Source organism: Psychroserpens damuponensis (assembly GCF_000826655.1).
GTDB lineage: Bacteria > Bacteroidota > Bacteroidia > Flavobacteriales > Flavobacteriaceae > Psychroserpens > Psychroserpens damuponensis.
Genome location: NZ_JXJO01000001.1, coordinates 154,297 through 171,439, shown reverse-complemented (window position 1 = coordinate 171,439; position 17,143 = coordinate 154,297). Strand labels below are relative to the sequence as shown.

The following is a 17,143-nucleotide window of genomic DNA, read 5'->3' as shown; positions in this document are numbered from 1 at the left end:
AATTTGAAAATGAAACTCTACTATCCACCTCACCATAATAATCCATCTTACAGAGGTCAAGTATTTCCATTATTGAAACCGTTTATAAAAAAGGAAGGTTTTACAGATACTGAACGGATAAAAATATATGGCGTAAGTGACGAAGATTTTATTATAGTCAATTCGATGGATGCATGTGAGGTCGTTATTTTGCCTATGTCTTGGTATTATTATAAGCTTACTAATAAAATGGGTTTAGCTTTTAAGTGTATTGAAGAAGCTAATGTGTTAGGTAAAATGGTGTGGTCTATTAATAATGGCGATTTTGGAGTGAAATTACCTAGTTTTAAAAATCTTATCGTTTTTAGACAAGGTGGTTATGTGAGTAATGACCAAGTTGGTCATATTGGCTATCCATCATTTATTAATGATTATTTAATTGAAAATAAGTTAATTGATACGTATTTGAATACCAACTTCAATAAACAACCTATTGTAGGGTTTTGTGGGCAAGCTCAACTTTCTAATTGGAGTGCAACAAAAGAAATGGCAAAACAAATAGTTAGAAATTTAAGAAGTCTTATAGGATTAAGTTTTCTAGAACCACAGAAAATCATTTCAGCTAGTTATTTAAGAGCCTCTATATTGAAACAATTAGAAATAAACCCAGCTATTGATAGTCATTTTATCAAGCGTAAAAAGTATCGTGCAGGTGTTACTCAAAACAAAGAGGAGCATAGTACTACAGCCGATTTTTATAATAACATCTTAGAGTCTCAATATGTGTTATGCATTCGTGGAGCAGGTAATTTTTCAGTACGTTTTTATGAAACATTAATGATGGGGCGTATTCCTTTGTATATAGATACTGATGGCTATTTACCATTGATAGATAATGTTAAATGGAAAGAACATGTGGTTTGGGTAGATTATAAAGACCGACATAGAGCTGCTGAAATCTTATTAGATTTTCACCAAAAATTAGATCAAGATAGTTTAGGAGCTTTATTGAAAAAAAACCGTAAGTTGTGGGAGGAGAAATTAACGTTATCGGGCTTTTTTAATGTGCATAAGGAAATAACTGAAAAATGACGTTAGTTTAAAAAATAAAAAAGTATAATCTTTATACATTCAAATACTGTTGAATTATTCGAGCAAATATTATAAATGCCTTTTGAATTTCTAAAATATTTACAACCTACACATTATTTTCGCTTATTGTTGAAATCGAGGAAGAGTGTTTTTCCTGATGCAGCAGGTCTACCTGAAAGTGTGCTGGAGCAACTTGTTAAGGATACAGATTACGAATCTGAAGTTGCATGCAATTATGATTTATCATGGCAAGCTATAAAAGCCGGGTATGTAGGAGATGCAAATACTTATACGCATTTTGAATCGGTATCAATACGCGATAACTATCATTTTATTAGAAAACAATTTCATCCAGTTTGGGTGTTTTATGTTTTGTTCATACGCTTGTTCACTTTCTATAATCCAATTACTGAAATTCGAGCTTGGATTGGAACATCCCAAATAGGTAGAGAAAGAGGAAAAATAAAGCCTTTATTATATCCAGCTTGGCAAGCTTATGAGTCTAATTTAGTAGCAGAAGAACCATTAGTGAGTGTGGTAATTCCGACCTTAAACAGGTATGATTTTTTAAAGGATGTTTTAAAAGACTTCGAAAAACAAGAGTACTCAAATTTTGAAATTATTGTTGTAGATCAATCAGAACCCTTTCAACCTTCTTTTTATAATAATTTTGATTTAAACATCAATGTCATTCATCAAGAAGTAAAAGCTTTGTGGTTGGCTAGAAATACAGCTATTAAAGCGTCAAAAGGAAAGTTCATAGCTTTGTCTGAAGACGATGTTCGTATTAAACCCGATTGGATTTCAACTCATTTAAAGTGTTTAGACTTTTTTAAGGCCCAAGTGTCAGCAGGAGTTTTTTATCCTGAAGGACAGCAAATGCCAAAAGAACGTTCTTTCTTTTCTCTAGCCTCTCAGTTTGCTACAGGAAATGCCATGCTTTATAAAAATGTGTTTAACTCAGTAGGATTATTTGATAGGCAGTTTGAAAAGCAGCGCATGGGAGATGGTGAATTTGGCTTACGGATTTATTTGGAAGGAATACCTAGTATTTCTAATCCTTTTGCTTCTTGTATTGATGTGAAAGCAGGTAGTGGTGGTCTTAGGGAAATGGGAAGTTGGGATGCCTTTCGGACTAAAAAATGGTTTTCACCAAGACCTATACCTTCTGTTTTGTATTTCTATAGAAGTTATTTCGGAAAAAAGGCTACTATTTCCGCCTTATTTAGAACAATACCTTTGTCTATAATGCCTTATCAGTTTAAAAAGAATAAACCGTTGATGATAGTAGGTGTTTTTGTGTCTTTATTACTTTTACCTTTAGTGATTTTTCAAGTTTTTAAGAGTTGGAAATTAGCTAGTAATAAGTTAAAAGAAGGAGCAATTATTGAAGAATTAATCTCATAAATTTATAAAGGAAACTTTTTTAATTCGAATTTTGATTATAATATTTAAATGAATAATAAGAACATTCTAATAGTAACATCTGAATTCCCTCCGCAGCCTGGAGGAATAGGTAATCACGCTTATTATTTAGGATTATATTTATCTAAAAATAATTATAAAGTCACTGTGATTGCTGATCAACGAGATTTTGCAAATGAATCAGAAATAAGTTTTGATGCGTCCTTAACGTTTGAAGTAAAAAGAATCTCATTGAAAAGAGTAAGGCCAATCATGTATTTAAATCGTATTGTAGAAACAATAAAAAGTATTAAGAAGGCTGATTATGTAATAACTACAGGGAAATTTTCACTTTGGAATGTAGCTTTTTGTTCGCTTTTTTATAAACGAAATAAGATGGCTGTAATACATGGAACAGAAGTGAACTTTAAATCTGCTGGCTTAAAAAAAACTATTAATATGTCATTAAAACGGTTTGATAGTATTGTTGCGGTATCTAATTATACTAAACAATTGGTGAGTCATTTAAATAAGGAAATTACCGTAATTCCTAATGGAATAGAATTGAGTCACTGGCAAATGGATAGCTTAACAAAAGCAACATTAAAAGGTAATCCTGTACTAACAACCGTTGGAAGAGTGAGTACCAGAAAAGGGCAATTAGAAGTTATAAAGTTATTACCTGCACTTATAAAAGAGTATCCAGAATTGCATTATCATTGTGTTGGGATTCCAACAGAAGCAGATATGTTTTTAAAACAGGCTAAAAACCTAAAAGTTGATACTCATGTAACTTTTCATGGTGCACTAAGTTCTAAAAAATTAAAAGAAATGCTTTTAGCAACAGATGTATTTGTAATGTTGAGTACTGAAAGTAGTACTGGAGATATTGAGGGTTTTGGGATTGCTATTTTAGAAGCTAATGCTCTAGGGATACCAAGTATCGGATCTAAAAATTGTGGTATTGAAGATGCTATTTTAAATGATAAATCAGGATTTTTAGTATCTAGAGAAAGTATATCAGAATTTGAACATGCATTGAAATCTATTTTGGAAGTCCCTAATTTATATAAAGAGGAAGCTGTTTCATGGGCTAGCTTACATTCATGGGATAAAATCGTTAAATGCTATATAGACGTTATTGAAGCTTAAGATATGAAACTAGCTATTATTTCACATACAGAACATTATAAAACAGCAGATGGTTCTCTTGTAGGTTGGGGACCAACCATAACAGAGCTAAACCATTTATTAGATATATTTGATACCATTTACCATGTAGCTATGTATCACGAAACTGTAGCGCCTGCTAGTGCCTTACCTTATATTTCTGATCGTATTGTTTTTGTGCCTTTGCCTGCTTTAGGAGGAACAACACTTGGAGCCAAACTTCAGCTCATTTGGAAGTCTCCAAAAGTTTTACATATTGTAAATGCAACTTTAAAGAAAGTCGATTGGTTTCAGTTTAGAGGCCCAACAGGCATTGGAGTATATGTGATTCCTTTTTTGGTTTTTTGCGTTAAAACACCTGGTTGGTTTAAATATGCAGGTAACTGGAATCAAGAAAATCCACCCTTAGGTTATCGGTTACAACGTTGGATGTTAAAAAAACAGTCACGAAAAGTAACAATTAATGGAAGTTGGGAAAAGCAACCTAAACATTGTTTGACTTTTGAAAATCCTTGTTTAACAGATCAAGAATTAATCGAAGGGGAAACATTGGGGAAACTAAAGTCTATTAAAAATAAATTAACATGTTGTTTTGTTGGACGCTTAGAGAAGCCTAAAGGAGTGGAGCGAATTATTCAAGCCATTGCAGGCTTATCTGCTGAAGAAAAAGCCTTTATCAAAGAGGTGCACTTGGTAGGAGATGGTCCAGATTTGCCTTATTTTAAATCTCTTACTGAAAATTTAGAAGTAGATATTGTTTTTCATAGAAGCTTGTCTCGAGAACAAGTTTTTAAAATATATAAAGCAAGTCAGGTGTTTTTAATGCCTACAACTGCATCTGAAGGTTTCCCAAAGGTAATTGCTGAAGCGATGAATTTTGGTTGTATTCCTATTGTATCTAATATTTCATCTATCGGGCAATATATTGAACATATGAAAACCGGTATTTGCTTGGAAGAGGTAACTGCAAAAAAATTAAAATCAGCAATTATAGAGTTAAAGAAAGTAGATCCGAATCATTTTTATACAATGTTGATTAATCAGCGTTTAGAAGTTGAAAAATTCAGTTTTAATAACTATAACAATCGTATTAAAACTGAAATTACATTATAAAGCATAACCTTTGAAAAAAATATTATATCACAAGTTGGTTGGAATCGGTTAATGTCGATTTGTTAATTTGAAATCAATTGTAAAAAATATATGAGTGATTTTTTTTTATATCTTATAGCTATTAAAAAAAAAATGATAATTTTAAAGCCAATTAATTCATTGTATTTCACTTAATGTTTCTAAAAAAAATACGCTGGACTTTAAAGCGTCATCCTTTTTTGTATCTGACTCGGTTTCGGTTGTTGTCAAAGAATTCTGATGAACACGCAATCTCTTCGATTTCTTATAATGATTGGAATTTAAAGGAAGAGGTTCCTAAGTGCTTTTATGACATAAATGCTGAAATTTTTCAAAAAGGAAAACTAAATTCAGATTTAGATACAGCAAAGAAACTCTCATCATGGCTATGTAAACATACTAAGGTTGGTCCTGGATTGAGTGAGCCTTCAGCTAAAGCCTTAGATACTATGTTATACGGTAATGGGGGAGTATGCAGTGACATGGCGCAGATTTATAATAATTTTTGCCTCATTAATGATTTACAAGTTCGTGAATGGGGCACTACTAGTGCGCCATATAGGAGAGATAATGGAGGGCACTCCTTTAACGAAGTGTATATAAGAGAATTGGATAAATGGGTATTAATTGACCCGTCTTGGGGAATGTTGTTTTATAATGAACTTAATCATCCTTTATCTGTAATTGAGCTTTATGAATTATCTCGAACAAAGCGAAAAGTAAACTTTCGCTCTTTTATAGAAGGTAAGGTTATTGAATTTGAACAAGTGACGAAAAATTATTTAAACAAAGATATTACTCCTTTTTTAATTTGTGAATATCGTAATAAAACTTATGATTGGTATTTAAAAGTAGCTGGACCTTATGTCCCTATATTTATTATTCATTTCTTTGTATATCTTTCTGGTAGAAGTTATAGCTATAAATTCCCTATAGACGATTATAAAAAAATATTTTCATAAGTATCCTTTTGGATTATTTCTATGAACTAGCAATTTTCGAGTAACTTAAAATTTAATAAAAACCATTGAAAACCAATATTACCTACATAACTGCCATAGGTCTACATGCAGCGATCGGGATGTTGATTTATTTCAGTGAAACTTTAGCTAAACTTTATTTTTTTTGTGCCATATTTTATTTTCTCTACCAAATTGTAATGTCTGCAAATTCTCAAAAAACTTTTGAAGTATTAAAGGCTTGCGCCTATTTTGTAGGTTTAGAGGTTTTTATGAGAACTACTAAGGGGTCAGTTTCTTATGAAGCCTCTAAGTATTTAGTGATTCTTTTTATGATAATTGGTATGTTTTATAAAGGGATTTCGGGAAAAGGCTATCCTTACTTTGTATACCTGATGTTTTTAATTCCTTCAATATTCGTAGCGTCAACGACATTGAGTTTTGATGCTAATTTTAGAACAAATATAGCTTTTGTATTAAGTGGACCTGCTTGTCTAGGTTTTGCTGCACTTTTTTGTTATGATAGGAAGGTAACTAAAAATCAATTAGATACTATATTATTATTTATTCTCTTTCCATTGATAACACATGTGACATATAATATTTTCTATACGCCAGATATAAAGGAGATTATAACAAATACAGCCTCAAATACAGAGGCCTCTGGTGGATTTGGAGCTAATCAAGTTGCTACTGTTTTTGGTTTAGGGATGTTTATTTTAGCTGTTCGTTTTTTTATGAAATCTCCTAATTTAGGCTTGAAAATTTTTAATATTTTACTTTTTGGAATCATGACCTTTAGAACTCTAGTGACATTAAGTCGAGGTGGAGTTTTTGCCGCTGTTATTGGGTTATTAGCATTTTTAGTTATTTACTATGGTTATGTAAACAGACGGAAAAGAAACGAACTGATTAAATTATTATTCTTATTTTTTATAGGTATTTTTTCTATTTGGCTTTACACTTCAACTCAAACAGGAGGTATGTTAGATAAACGTTATTCTAATGAAGATTCGTTAGGTCGAGAGAAAGGAGATATATCAACAGGTCGGAGTGATTTGTTTATTAATGAAATTGGAGGTTTTATGTCTAGTCCTATTTTGGGTATAGGCTCTAGTCGAGCTAAAGATCAACGTATTGAAAAAACTGGCCAAGGCGTTATTTCTCATAACGAAGTGAGTCGTACGTTGGCAGAACATGGTATGTTTGGGGTGATCATATTATTAATTTTAATTTTTAAACCATTATATTTTCGCTCCCAAAATAAGAATAATATATTCTTCTATGCTTTTTTGTGTCTTTGGTTTGCGACTATTAATCATTCGGGTATGCGTATCGCTATGCCAGCTTTTATATATGCTTTAGCCTTATTAAACGTCAGAAATGAAAAAAATCCTATACATAGGAAACAACTTAAGTAATAATAAGTCTAACGTATCAGGAATCCAAACGTTAGGACCATTATTAGAAAATGAAGGTTACTTCATTTATTACGCGTCTTCTAAAACCAATAAAGCGCTGAGATTATTTGATATGATTAGCTCAATTATTAAATATTCTGAAAAAATTGATTCTGTTTTAATAGATACTTATAGTACTCAAAACTTTTACTACGCTTGGATAATTAGTATAATTTCAAGGCGCTATAAAATACCATATGTTCCAATCTTACATGGAGGAAATCTGCCTGCCAGATTAGAAAAACATCCAAAAATGAGTAACATGGTTTTTAAAAATTCTAAATTTAATGTATCACCATCTATTTACCTCAAAGACGCATTCAACCAAAATGGTTATAATAATGTCAAGTATATTCCTAACACACTTAATATAGAAAACTATAAATGCATTGAAAAGGATTTTGTATGTCCAAGATTGTTATGGGTAAGGTCTTTTTCTAAAATTTATAATCCACAACTAGCAATTAAGGTTTTAGAACGATTAAAAGTAACGTATCCTAATGCTGAATTATGTATGGTTGGACCAGATAGTGATGGGACTTTTATTGATGTTAAAAAATTAGCCAACAAATTAAACTTAAATGTGAAATTTACAGGGAAATTAAAAAAAACAGAATGGATTGAGTTATCAAAAGCGTATAATGTGTTTATAAATACCACTAATTTTGATAATACACCTGTTAGTGTCATTGAAGCAATGGCTTTAGGGTTACCAGTTGTGTCTACAAATGTTGGAGGTATGCCCTTTCTAATACAGAATAATGTTCATGGTGTTTTGGTTGAACCAGATAACGTTGATCTTATGGTAGAGGCTGTTATTGAATTGTTTAAAAGTGAGGCTAAGCGACATCAAATTATAACTAATGCTAGAACTAAAGTTGAGCAATTTGATTGGCAAAAAGTTAAAATACTATGGGCTGATGTCATATGACGAAATAATTATTGTAATGTTATTGAACTTAGTATATTTACCAGACCTTAAATTAATTAATGAGCCGTAAAAAAGACATCCATTTTGAGATTTCAGAGCGTAAAGTATTACTCCGCATCATGGATATATGTGTTGTTGTACTTGGTTTGTATTTTTTAGAAACTTGTATTAATTATGATTATTTAACTGTAATAAGAGATAATATTGGGTATCTCATCGTTTTGGCCATTTACATCACTGTGTTTGGTACAATTTTCGAAATCTATGATCTTCAAAAATCAAGTAAATTAGATGTTACCTTTAGAAACATAGTTTTAACAGTATCTACGACTGTCTTATTTTATCTTCTAACACCAGTTTTAACACCTTTTCTTCCTGAGCGACGATTGCAAATATTGTATTTTTATTTGTGCATCATTGCCATGATTTTTATTTGGAGATGGATTTATATTACATTTATTTCAACACCTAGATTCTATAAAAAAGTATTATTAGTAGGAGAAATTTCCAATATTGAAAATATCATAAAACCTTTGAATCAGTCCGATCCTAATTATAAAATTGTTGGATTTATAAACTCAGAAACTGAGGCAGATTCACCAATAAAATTTAAAGGTTTAAAAGAGTTTGATTCTCAAAACTTATTGCAAGTTATTAGAGATGAAAAAATATCTGAAATACTTGTAGCCAGCTATAACTCTGAGACCATTACGTCAGAGATTTATCACGACCTCATTTCTTTGCTCGATAAAGGGTTTATAATACGAGAATATACACAGGTTTTTGAAGAGATTACTTACCGTGTGCCTATTCAGTTTGTTGGTAAAGATTTTTATAAATATTTCCCATTTAGTCGCAGTAATCAAAATACATTATACCTCTTTTTTCATCGTGCTTTTGATATTATATTTTCAATTCTAGGACTCGTTTTTGGTAGTATCATTCTTCCTTTTATTATCATCGGAAATTTTATAGCTAACAAAGGTCCTCTGTTTTATTTTCAAGAGCGTGTGGGTCAAAATGGTAAGCTATTTCAAATTGTTAAGCTGCGCAGTATGGTCGTAAACGCTGAAGCAGGTGGTGCAAAATGGGCTCAGAAAAATGATGTAAGAATTACCAAATTTGGAACGTTCCTGAGACGATCACGACTCGATGAAATTCCTCAGTTTCTCAATGTGCTTCGAGGTGATATGAGTATTATTGGTCCTCGTCCAGAACGTCCGTTTTTTGTAAACGAACTCTCAAGAATTATCCCTTTTTATGAAACAAGGCATATTGTAAAACCTGGACTTACAGGTTGGGCACAAGTAAATACACGCTATGGCTCATCTGTTGATGATAGTTTAACAAAACTTCAATATGATTTATATTATATCAAACATCGAAGCGTTTTTCTAGATATTAATATTGTCGTTAAAACCTTAAGTACTATTTTATATTATAGAGGACAATAAGTGATTGTTTTTATTGGCTAAGTAATTTATTTAAAAGACCAATTTGTAGATGTTTTACATTTCCGTAGAGCAATGTAGAGTCCTTTTTCAATACGTTAGAGTTGTTCTTTTTTTCTTCGGAAGAAACCTATCAATCCCACAAAAATTAGAATAAAAATGCTAATTCTAGCAATATAATCTCCAGCCATCACATAGAAGGTAATTTTATCATTAGTGATTAATTGCCCTGATAATGCACCTTTTTCTCCATAAGCAAGCGTACTAGTGATATCTCCTTTGGCATTAATTATTGCAGAAACGCCAGTATTTGCACTACGTACAATGTCACGTCGAGTTTCTACAGCTCTAAGTTTAGCATAACTTAAATGTTGTTTATGGCCTTGGGTTACATTCCACCACGCATCGTTAGTGATAATGGCCAAAAAGTTGGCGTCGTTTCTTACATATCCAGTAACAAACTCACCATAAACAGATTCATAACATATGATTGGAGCCGCTTTGTGATTAGGATTTATACCTGTAAAAACACTTCTGTAATCTTGTGTGGTTTTCATGGCTATGGTACCTCCAAGATCAATCATAGCATCTCCAATAAGCGGTTTTAAAACATCCTGATATGGGAAATTTTCAACACCAACAACCAATTTTGATTTGTTGTATTGTTGTACAGTATCTGTACTATTAATTAAAAGTGCAGCGTTATAATCGTCATACCACGTATTTGGTGAGAACTTGTAAACGTTAGTTTCTTTTCTAATTCTACGCGCATCTTTAAACATGTCGTAAAATGAAATGCCAGTTAGGAGATTGACGTTTGGATGTTCTAGAACGTAACGATCAAATTTATTTTTTACTAACGAATTATCAAATTGTTTGAGTCGTGTGCCTTCTGCTAAAAAGGTTTCGGGAGCAATGACAAAGTCTGTAGAATCTGTGATTTTAGAATTTGATAGTTCAAAAAACAGATCTGCAAATTTTAAATTTGTGATATTATATTTTTCTGAATAAGGATCAATATTAGGCTGTAAAGCAATTACATTTACGGTGTTTCCTTCATGAGAATAGCTATTGTAAATTGCCAGAGATATCAGTATTGGTGCAATTATGAGTCCAGCACATTTCAGCAGTAAAGATTTTAAAACCGGTTTTGATTTTTCGGTTTGATAGGTTATAGCGCCTTTAAAAATGAGGGTATTTAAAATCCATACCCAAAGTGTACCTCCAAAAGTTCCAGTATATTCATACCATTGTACCCAACTTATATAGTTTGAAAAACCATTGCCAAGATTAAGCCAAGGCCAAGAAAATTCCCATCCTAAATGTAATTTTTCAAAACTGATCCAGAGTACAACCAAAAATAATAAGGATCTGTTTTGTGATTGTCGGTTGGCATATTTGTGATATAGTAATATGATGAGTGCCATCAATGCCGAGTTTACAAAAACGGCGAAGCCAGCTCCAAAGGGGTCTGCAAATCGTAACCAACTTGTTGTAATGGCATTCCAGATGAGAAATGTGAGATAGGAGAGACCAAAAATTTTAAGACTTTTTAGTTTTGCATTAGACAATCGTAATTGGCGTTCGACTAGTAATAATGGGACAAACGCAAAAAACAGTAAAATAGGAAAACCATAGGTTGGCCAACCTAATGCTAAAATAATGCCTGATAACATTGAAAGTAAAAGTCTATTCACTATCTAAAGATACTTAAATCGAGTTTTAAAGAAAAAACATTGGAGTATAAAGCGGCACTTTGATCTCCAATATCTGTAAAAGCATAATCTATTTGAATGCCTCTATATTTAAAGCCTAAGCCTAAACTAGGTTGAAAGGTTAAGTTTTCTGAATTGTCTAATTGTAATTCATTTTGAAAATTTCCTGCACCAGCTCTTAAAAATACAAGGTCTGTATATCCAAATTCAAATCCTAAAGCCGGATTGAAACTTGCAAAAGAAGATGAAATGATGTCATTATTTTGTTCAAATCTTACATTTAAATCAAAAGAAGCTAATAGTGAGTAGTCATAATGAAACACAAATTTTTTAGACATCCCAATTTGTAATTTAGGGATGGTAAGCTCTGTGCTCTCAGGTACGGTTTGGTTTTGACCTTCAATAGCGTTTTGAATATCTGCTAATTTATCATCATCAAAAGACCATGCATTAAAAGTGGTGGTAATGTCTCTTGCCATGATACCAAACTTCCAATCATTTTTACTTTCAAATTGAATTCCAGCATCAAGGCCAAATCCCCAAGAATTAGCAAAATCGCCAATAATACGTCTTACCACTTTGGCATTTATACCATAACTTAAACCGTCTAAAGGTAGTTTTCTAGCATATGAAAACGTCATTGCATAATCTGCCGTTGAGAATAAACTCACTCTGTCGTAATTAATATTTCCTTGATCGTCAATTAATTGTGTGGTATCTAAAATATCATCAACACCAAATCTAATAAGTGATAAAGCTATGGCGCTTCTATCATCTAAAGGTTTTGCAAAAGCGATATAGTTGTAATTTGCAATATTAGCAAAATAACTAGAGTGTAATAATGCTAATTGACTGTCTTCAAGATTAACAAGACCAGCAGGATTCCAATACCCAGAATTTACATCTGCAGTATGAGACGCTACACTATTACTCATTCCAAGTGCAGCTGCATCCACACCAATATTCAAAAATTCATTAGAATATTTAGTTTGTGAGGCGCAAAAAAATGGAATCAAGGTGATAACAATGCGTAAGTACTTTTTCAAAAGCAAAAATTTTTTACAAATATGCACAATATTTTTCATCTATTAAACTGTAAAAAAGTGTAGATATTGTACGTCTTTTGCATTAGTCGAAAATAGTTTGCTATTTTTACGCAAATCTTAATGTATGTCTATAAATAAGTACATTCCTAACTTTGTCACCTTACTCAATTTGTTTTGCGGTAGTATTGCAGTCATCTTTGCAGTTCACAATAATTTTGTTGCAACAGCAATTTTTGTGTTTTTAGGTGTGTTTTTTGATTTTTTTGACGGACTTCTAGCTAGAAAACTAAATGTTCAAAGTCCGTTGGGAGTTCAGTTGGATTCTCTAGCAGATATGGTAACTAGTGGTTTAGTGCCTGGGATTGTCATGTTTAAATTAATGTCTATCAGTTTTCATGCTCCGGAAATGCAAACACTCGATGATTGGTCTTCAAATATAAGTTGGTCTAGCATTAATATTTCATTAGTTGCGCTTATCGGTTTATTTATTACACTAGCGTCAGCATATCGTCTAGCTAAATTCAATATCGATGAAGAGCAACAAACCTATTTTAAAGGCTTACCAACTCCAGCAAATACGTTGTTAGTGATTTCATTACCTCTAATTATTGAATTTCAGAATAGCAGCTTTGCTACCAACCTTATATTAAACCCATGGTTTTTAATAGCCTTTACTGCATTGAGTTGCTATTTGTTAAACTCAAAAATTAAACTATTTGCATTAAAATTTAAAGATTATAGCTTTGCTAATAATAAGATTAGATATGTGTTAATCATCTCAACTATACTATTACTAGTGGTTTTTCAATTTATTGCAATCCCATTAATTATAATGTTGTACATTTTGCTTTCTGTATTTCAAAATATGACAACAAAAACAATTTAAAAACTTTATAATCTCAATTAATGGCATCAGGATTTTTTGCATTATTAGATGATATTGGAGCGCTCATGGATGATGTTGCTGCAATGAGTAAAATTACCACAAAAAAAACCGCAGGAATTTTAGGAGACGATTTGGCTGTAAATGCTGAGAAAGCTTCGGGTTTTGTGTCCTCTCGCGAAATTCCGGTGCTTTGGGCAATCACAAAAGGCTCAATGCTTAATAAGTTAATTATTTTACCCGTTGCCTTTTTGCTGAGCGCCTTTTTACCTTGGGCTGTCACCGTTATTTTAATTATAGGAGGAGTTTACTTGGCATATGAAGGTGTAGAGAAAATTTATGAATATTTTGTGCCACATAAAGCGCATGCTATGATTAGTCCTGATATAGAGCTTTCTGAAGAAGAGCTTCTAGAATTAGAAAAATCTAAGATTAAATCTGCTATTGTAACCGATTTTATACTTTCCGTAGAAATTGTAATTATTGCTTTGGGTACAGTAGTAGGGCAGGATTTACTTTTTCAAATTTTGGTGGTTTCTATCGTTGCTATTATTGCAACCATTGGAGTTTATGGTATTGTGGCTCTTATTGTAAGAATGGATGATCTTGGTTTGCGTATGATTAAATTAAGTAAGAATAAAAAGAATGTTACCTTCTATATTGGTAATTTCTTGGTTCAAGCTTTGCCAAAAATTATTAAGAGTTTATCGGTTATAGGAACTATTGCATTGCTTTTAGTAGCTGGAGGCATTTTTGCTCATAACCTAGAATTTTTGCATCATTTTTTAGAGCAAATTCCGTCTATGCTTAGAGACTTTGTTTTAGGACTTATTGTGGGAGCAATAGCCGTTATAATTGTCAAATTTTTAAAATGGATATATGGCTTGCTTTTTAGTAAAAACAAGAATAATTAGCCCAATATACACTAAATGTAAGACCTGCTAACTTAGTATTGATGACATCAAATTTATGAAAGATTTAAAATATCCAATTAGTTTCAAGTTTCATGTGACGACATTATCAAATGATTTCACAGCAACAGATGCTAGTGGCAAAACAGTAGCATACGTTAGGCAAAAAATGTTTAAGCTTAAGGAAGCCATTAGTATTTATGATAGTACTAATAAAACAAATCTAACGCATACAATAAAAGCAGATCAATGGATAGATTTTTCTGCAGCCTATAGTTTTAAAGATGCTCAAGGTAAAGAATTGGGCAAAATTGCTAGAAAAGGTTGGGCTTCTATTTGGAAAGCACATTATGAACTCATAGATCAACGTCAAAAGTTGCAATACCATATTAGAGAAGACAATGCTTGGGTAAAGGTGATGGACAATATGTTAGGGAATATTCCTATTCTTGGAGGTTTTACAGGTTATCTATTCAACCCAAGTTATACTGTAACTGATTTAAACGGTCAAGCCGTATGTCAATTAAAAAAGGAACCTTCTTTCTTCGGAAGAAAATTCAAACTCTCAAAACTCAAACCTATAGATAATGATGATGACGAACGTATCATTTTAGGCTTTATGATGATGGTGCTGTTGGAGAGACGAAGAGGTTAGTCTTTACGATTTTAGGTTTATTGTTGGTGGAAAACACCAACAATGGCAAAAAATTATATTAAAACATGAAAAGTATAATCATTTTACTCATATTAACCTTTTTGTCTTCTTGTCAAAAAGAAGAACAAATTAAAATGAATTTTGATTGTGAATACAAAAGAGCTTGTTTTGAGTTTGAAAAAAAGTTAAATTTAGTTCATGATTTTAATTATCTTCTCAAGGCTTTAGTTAATAATGAATTAGAGATAGCTCAGCGTTGGCAATAATTTGAAGAGACTACTTTACATACCAATTTTATTAACTTTTATTCTAATTATTGCTTGTGGTCAAAATTCAGCCGAAAAAAAACTGAACGGAAAGTGGTACGAAACTGAAAACGATAAAATTTCTTGGGAATTTTATCCGGACAGTCTTGTTTTTATAGACGAGGATAATGCAAACGTGTTATGGAAAGCGACAAATTCAAAAATTGAATTTACTTATCAGACTTTTATTTGGGATTCTCTAGGAAAACAAGTTGATACTGAAGATGATATTTTAATTGATTACACACTATCTGAAAATCAAGATACATTATTAGGTACGTTAACGAATAGTTATGGAAAACATAAATTTGGTTTAATAAGAATTAAAGAATAATGGCTAAAATTTCGTTACTGACTTTGGATAAATTATTTGACTTTATCGAAGAAAATAGATTTCGCTAATGTCGGTATTTTTTACCAACACTTTAAATTATAAATTATTAAAACAATTTATAATTTAACTTACTCTATTTCTTTTTGAGCAGCCTCAAAATTCAATTTCTTTTTACGTAACTCAAAATTTTGACCTAGATAGACTTTTCGTACCATTTCATCACTTGCCAATTCTTCTGGTTCTCCAGCTTTTAAAATACTACCTTCAAACATAAGGTAAGTTCTATCTGTAATGGCTAAAGTCTCTTGCACATTGTGATCGGTAATGAGAATACCAATATTTTTTTTGGTGAGTTGAGCAATAATTCTTTGAATATCTTCAACAGCCACTGGATCTACACCTGCAAAAGGCTCATCTAATAAAATAAAATCTGGATCTGTAGCTAATGCACGAGCAATTTCGGTACGACGACGTTCTCCACCAGATAATAAATCACCTCTACTTTTTCTAATATGTTCTAAGCTAAATTCCTCAATTAATGATTCCATTTTAGCTTGCTGCTCCTTTTTACTGAGCTTAGTCATTTGAAGTACACTCAAAATATTATCTTCAATACTTAATTTTCTAAATACCGAAGCTTCTTGAGCCAAGTACCCAATACCATTTTGAGCACGTTTGTACATTGGGTAGTTGGTGATGTTATTACCTTCTAGAAAAATATTTCCACCATTAGGTTTAATGAGCCCAACAATCATATAAAATGAAGTCGTTTTTCCAGCACCATTTGGTCCTAAAAGTCCAACAATTTCTCCTTGCTTCACTTCTAAAGAGACATCTTTTACTACTTTTCGTCCGTTATAGGACTTCATTAAATTTTCGGCTCTGAGTGTTTTCATCCTAGCTTTTCATTAGTTTCAGTTTCAAAAATAACCGTTTAAAATTAGTAATCATATTACTTAAGGCAATATTAACGTTAGATTTAAGCTCAAATTGCTTTGTAATTCCGAAGTTAGAAAACGCTATCGTATTCACTTCTCTAAAATGAAGTTTCTCAGAATTACTAATGTTTTTTTTGTGTATGACTTGCATCCACAGTGGTTGATCTGCAATAGTTTTATGTGGATTGGTATGCCAATCTAAATGCTTACGATTTAATACTGTGACACAATTATGCGCGCCTTCTATGAGACTTATAAAAGGATTAAATGCTGTTTCAATCTCTCTAATAGCAGGTGTATTGTGTGTTTTTAAATTCAATTGATACCCATTTATGACATCAATTATGAATGAGGCTTTTGGAGTAAAATTATTTTGAATGGTTTCTATATAATTTTGGTGTAAACTATCATCATTATCTAATCTAGAAGTGATGATATGAGTGGTGTGAGCTTTATAATACGACTTAATTGTTTCTAGAATAACATCATGAAAAGTTGTGCTATTCTCAATATAAATTGGAACAAAGTTCACAAATGATTCTTCTAGATTTTTAATTTTTTGTTTAAAAATTTCGGGTGTTTCAGCATCAAAACAAACCAACCATTTAAAGTTAAGGTTGGTTTGTTGTTTGATAGATGGCAAGCAATAGGTTTCAAATAAATTAAACCGATGTTGTAACCAGTTTATTGAAGTTACATCTTCACCTTGTTTTGTTACGACCCATTCTTTGAGTTTTATATTAAAACGAGTAATAATAAAATGCTCAAACTTTTGCATA

17 protein-coding genes are annotated in these 17,143 nt (G+C 31.8%); 13 read left to right on the top strand and 4 right to left on the bottom strand.

All coding sequences use genetic code 11. The features are described 5' to 3' along the window. The first annotated feature begins 9 nt into the window (after nucleotides 1-9). From TD29_RS17750 to TD29_RS00715, 8 genes are all read left to right on the top strand, one after another. Nucleotides 10-1,071, top strand: a complete 1,062-nt coding sequence (locus TD29_RS17750) for a glycosyltransferase family 47 protein (RefSeq protein WP_161792594.1) — start codon at nucleotides 10-12, stop codon at nucleotides 1,069-1,071. 129 nt (nucleotides 1,072-1,200) lie between these two features. After that, a complete protein-coding gene (locus tag TD29_RS00745; RefSeq protein WP_241485190.1) occupies nucleotides 1,201-2,478 on the top strand; it encodes a glycosyltransferase family 2 protein in 1,278 nt (425 codons plus the stop codon). Nucleotides 2,479-2,526: 48 nt separating this feature from the next. Next, complete coding sequence (locus TD29_RS00740; RefSeq protein WP_040278181.1) at nucleotides 2,527-3,627, top strand: glycosyltransferase family 4 protein; 1,101 nt, start codon at nucleotides 2,527-2,529, stop codon at nucleotides 3,625-3,627. A 3-nt stretch (nucleotides 3,628-3,630) separates the two neighbouring features. Next, on the top strand, nucleotides 3,631-4,758 hold the full coding sequence (locus TD29_RS00735; protein ID WP_052466917.1) for a glycosyltransferase: 1,128 nt from the start codon (nucleotides 3,631-3,633) through the stop codon (nucleotides 4,756-4,758). Between the two features lie 173 nt (nucleotides 4,759-4,931). Then, nucleotides 4,932-5,738 (top strand): transglutaminase-like domain-containing protein, encoded by an 807-nt coding sequence (locus tag TD29_RS00730; protein WP_084203361.1) that lies wholly within the window; start codon nucleotides 4,932-4,934, stop codon nucleotides 5,736-5,738. A 65-nt stretch (nucleotides 5,739-5,803) separates the two neighbouring features. After that, on the top strand, nucleotides 5,804-7,156 hold the full coding sequence (locus tag TD29_RS00725) for an O-antigen ligase family protein (protein ID WP_040278180.1): 1,353 nt from the start codon (nucleotides 5,804-5,806) through the stop codon (nucleotides 7,154-7,156). Beyond that, nucleotides 7,119-8,126 carry a glycosyltransferase family 4 protein gene (locus TD29_RS00720; protein ID WP_040278178.1) on the top strand — a complete coding sequence of 336 codons (1,008 nt, stop codon included), beginning with the start codon at nucleotides 7,119-7,121 and terminating at the stop codon, nucleotides 8,124-8,126. Before TD29_RS00725 ends, TD29_RS00720 begins: the two co-directional genes overlap by 38 nt. 59 nt (nucleotides 8,127-8,185) lie before the next feature. Further along, nucleotides 8,186-9,580, top strand: a complete 1,395-nt coding sequence (locus TD29_RS00715; RefSeq protein ID WP_040278177.1) for a sugar transferase — start codon at nucleotides 8,186-8,188, stop codon at nucleotides 9,578-9,580. 95 nt (nucleotides 9,581-9,675) lie between these two features. Here the strand turns inward: TD29_RS00715 and lnt are convergent, their stop codons facing one another. Beyond that, complete coding sequence (gene lnt / locus TD29_RS00710; RefSeq protein ID WP_152611436.1) at nucleotides 9,676-11,274, bottom strand: apolipoprotein N-acyltransferase; 1,599 nt, start codon at nucleotides 11,272-11,274, stop codon at nucleotides 9,676-9,678. Next, complete coding sequence (locus tag TD29_RS00705) at nucleotides 11,274-12,338, bottom strand: putative type IX sorting system protein PorV2 (protein ID WP_040278258.1); 1,065 nt, start codon at nucleotides 12,336-12,338, stop codon at nucleotides 11,274-11,276. The genes lnt and TD29_RS00705 overlap by 1 nt, the downstream gene beginning before the upstream one ends. Nucleotides 12,339-12,462: 124 nt before the next feature. On the opposite strand from TD29_RS00705, the gene TD29_RS00700 reads away from it, so the two are divergent. The 5 genes from TD29_RS00700 (at nucleotide 12,463) to TD29_RS00680 (ending at nucleotide 15,426) form a co-directional block, all read left to right on the top strand. Continuing rightward, nucleotides 12,463-13,224 carry a CDP-alcohol phosphatidyltransferase family protein gene (locus TD29_RS00700; protein WP_040278175.1) on the top strand — a complete coding sequence of 254 codons (762 nt, stop codon included), beginning with the start codon at nucleotides 12,463-12,465 and terminating at the stop codon, nucleotides 13,222-13,224. A gap of 20 nt (nucleotides 13,225-13,244) precedes the next feature. After that, a complete protein-coding gene (locus TD29_RS00695; protein ID WP_040278174.1) occupies nucleotides 13,245-14,135 on the top strand; it encodes a DUF808 domain-containing protein in 891 nt (296 codons plus the stop codon). Between the two features lie 55 nt (nucleotides 14,136-14,190). Continuing rightward, the gene (locus TD29_RS00690) at nucleotides 14,191-14,787 is read left to right on the top strand and encodes an LURP-one-related/scramblase family protein (RefSeq protein WP_040278172.1); all 597 of its coding nucleotides are present in this window, start codon (nucleotides 14,191-14,193) and stop codon (nucleotides 14,785-14,787) included. A gap of 65 nt (nucleotides 14,788-14,852) precedes the next feature. Beyond that, nucleotides 14,853-15,053, top strand: coding sequence for a hypothetical protein (locus TD29_RS00685; protein ID WP_040278171.1), 201 nt, complete (start codon nucleotides 14,853-14,855; stop codon nucleotides 15,051-15,053). Between the two features lies 1 nt (nucleotide 15,054). Beyond that, nucleotides 15,055-15,426 (top strand): hypothetical protein, encoded by a 372-nt coding sequence (locus tag TD29_RS00680; RefSeq protein ID WP_040278169.1) that lies wholly within the window; start codon nucleotides 15,055-15,057, stop codon nucleotides 15,424-15,426. A 128-nt stretch (nucleotides 15,427-15,554) separates the two neighbouring features. Here TD29_RS00680 and lptB read toward each other — a convergent pair whose 3' ends face one another. Together lptB and TD29_RS00670 are read right to left on the bottom strand one after the other, a co-directional pair. Further along, nucleotides 15,555-16,322, bottom strand: a complete 768-nt coding sequence (gene lptB, locus TD29_RS00675; protein WP_040278167.1) for an LPS export ABC transporter ATP-binding protein — start codon at nucleotides 16,320-16,322, stop codon at nucleotides 15,555-15,557. 1 nt (nucleotide 16,323) lies between these two features. Then, on the bottom strand, nucleotides 16,324-17,142 hold the full coding sequence (locus tag TD29_RS00670; protein ID WP_052466915.1) for a glycosyltransferase: 819 nt from the start codon (nucleotides 17,140-17,142) through the stop codon (nucleotides 16,324-16,326). Nucleotide 17,143: the final 1 nt, after the last annotated feature.

Bases quoted from the DNA above. Each gene is read 5' to 3' on its own strand.
- TD29_RS00735 (WP_052466917.1), top strand. From the start codon at position 3,631: ATGAAACTAGCTATTATTTCACATACAGAACATTATAAAACAGCAGAT.
- TD29_RS00685 (WP_040278171.1), top strand. From the start codon at position 14,853: ATGAAAAGTATAATCATTTTACTCATATTAACCTTTTTGTCTTCTTGT.
- TD29_RS17750 (WP_161792594.1), top strand. From the start codon at position 10: ATGAAACTCTACTATCCACCTCACCATAATAATCCATCTTACAGAGGT.
- TD29_RS00730 (WP_084203361.1), top strand. From the start codon at position 4,932: ATGTTTCTAAAAAAAATACGCTGGACTTTAAAGCGTCATCCTTTTTTG.
- TD29_RS00715 (WP_040278177.1), top strand. From the start codon at position 8,186: ATGAGCCGTAAAAAAGACATCCATTTTGAGATTTCAGAGCGTAAAGTA.
- TD29_RS00670 (WP_052466915.1), bottom strand. From the start codon at position 17,142: ATGCAAAAGTTTGAGCATTTTATTATTACTCGTTTTAATATAAAACTC.
- TD29_RS00740 (WP_040278181.1), top strand. From the start codon at position 2,527: ATGAATAATAAGAACATTCTAATAGTAACATCTGAATTCCCTCCGCAG.
- TD29_RS00700 (WP_040278175.1), top strand. From the start codon at position 12,463: ATGTCTATAAATAAGTACATTCCTAACTTTGTCACCTTACTCAATTTG.
- TD29_RS00695 (WP_040278174.1), top strand. From the start codon at position 13,245: ATGGCATCAGGATTTTTTGCATTATTAGATGATATTGGAGCGCTCATG.
- TD29_RS00720 (WP_040278178.1), top strand. From the start codon at position 7,119: ATGAAAAAAATCCTATACATAGGAAACAACTTAAGTAATAATAAGTCT.
- lptB (WP_040278167.1), bottom strand. From the start codon at position 16,322: ATGAAAACACTCAGAGCCGAAAATTTAATGAAGTCCTATAACGGACGA.
- TD29_RS00690 (WP_040278172.1), top strand. From the start codon at position 14,191: ATGAAAGATTTAAAATATCCAATTAGTTTCAAGTTTCATGTGACGACA.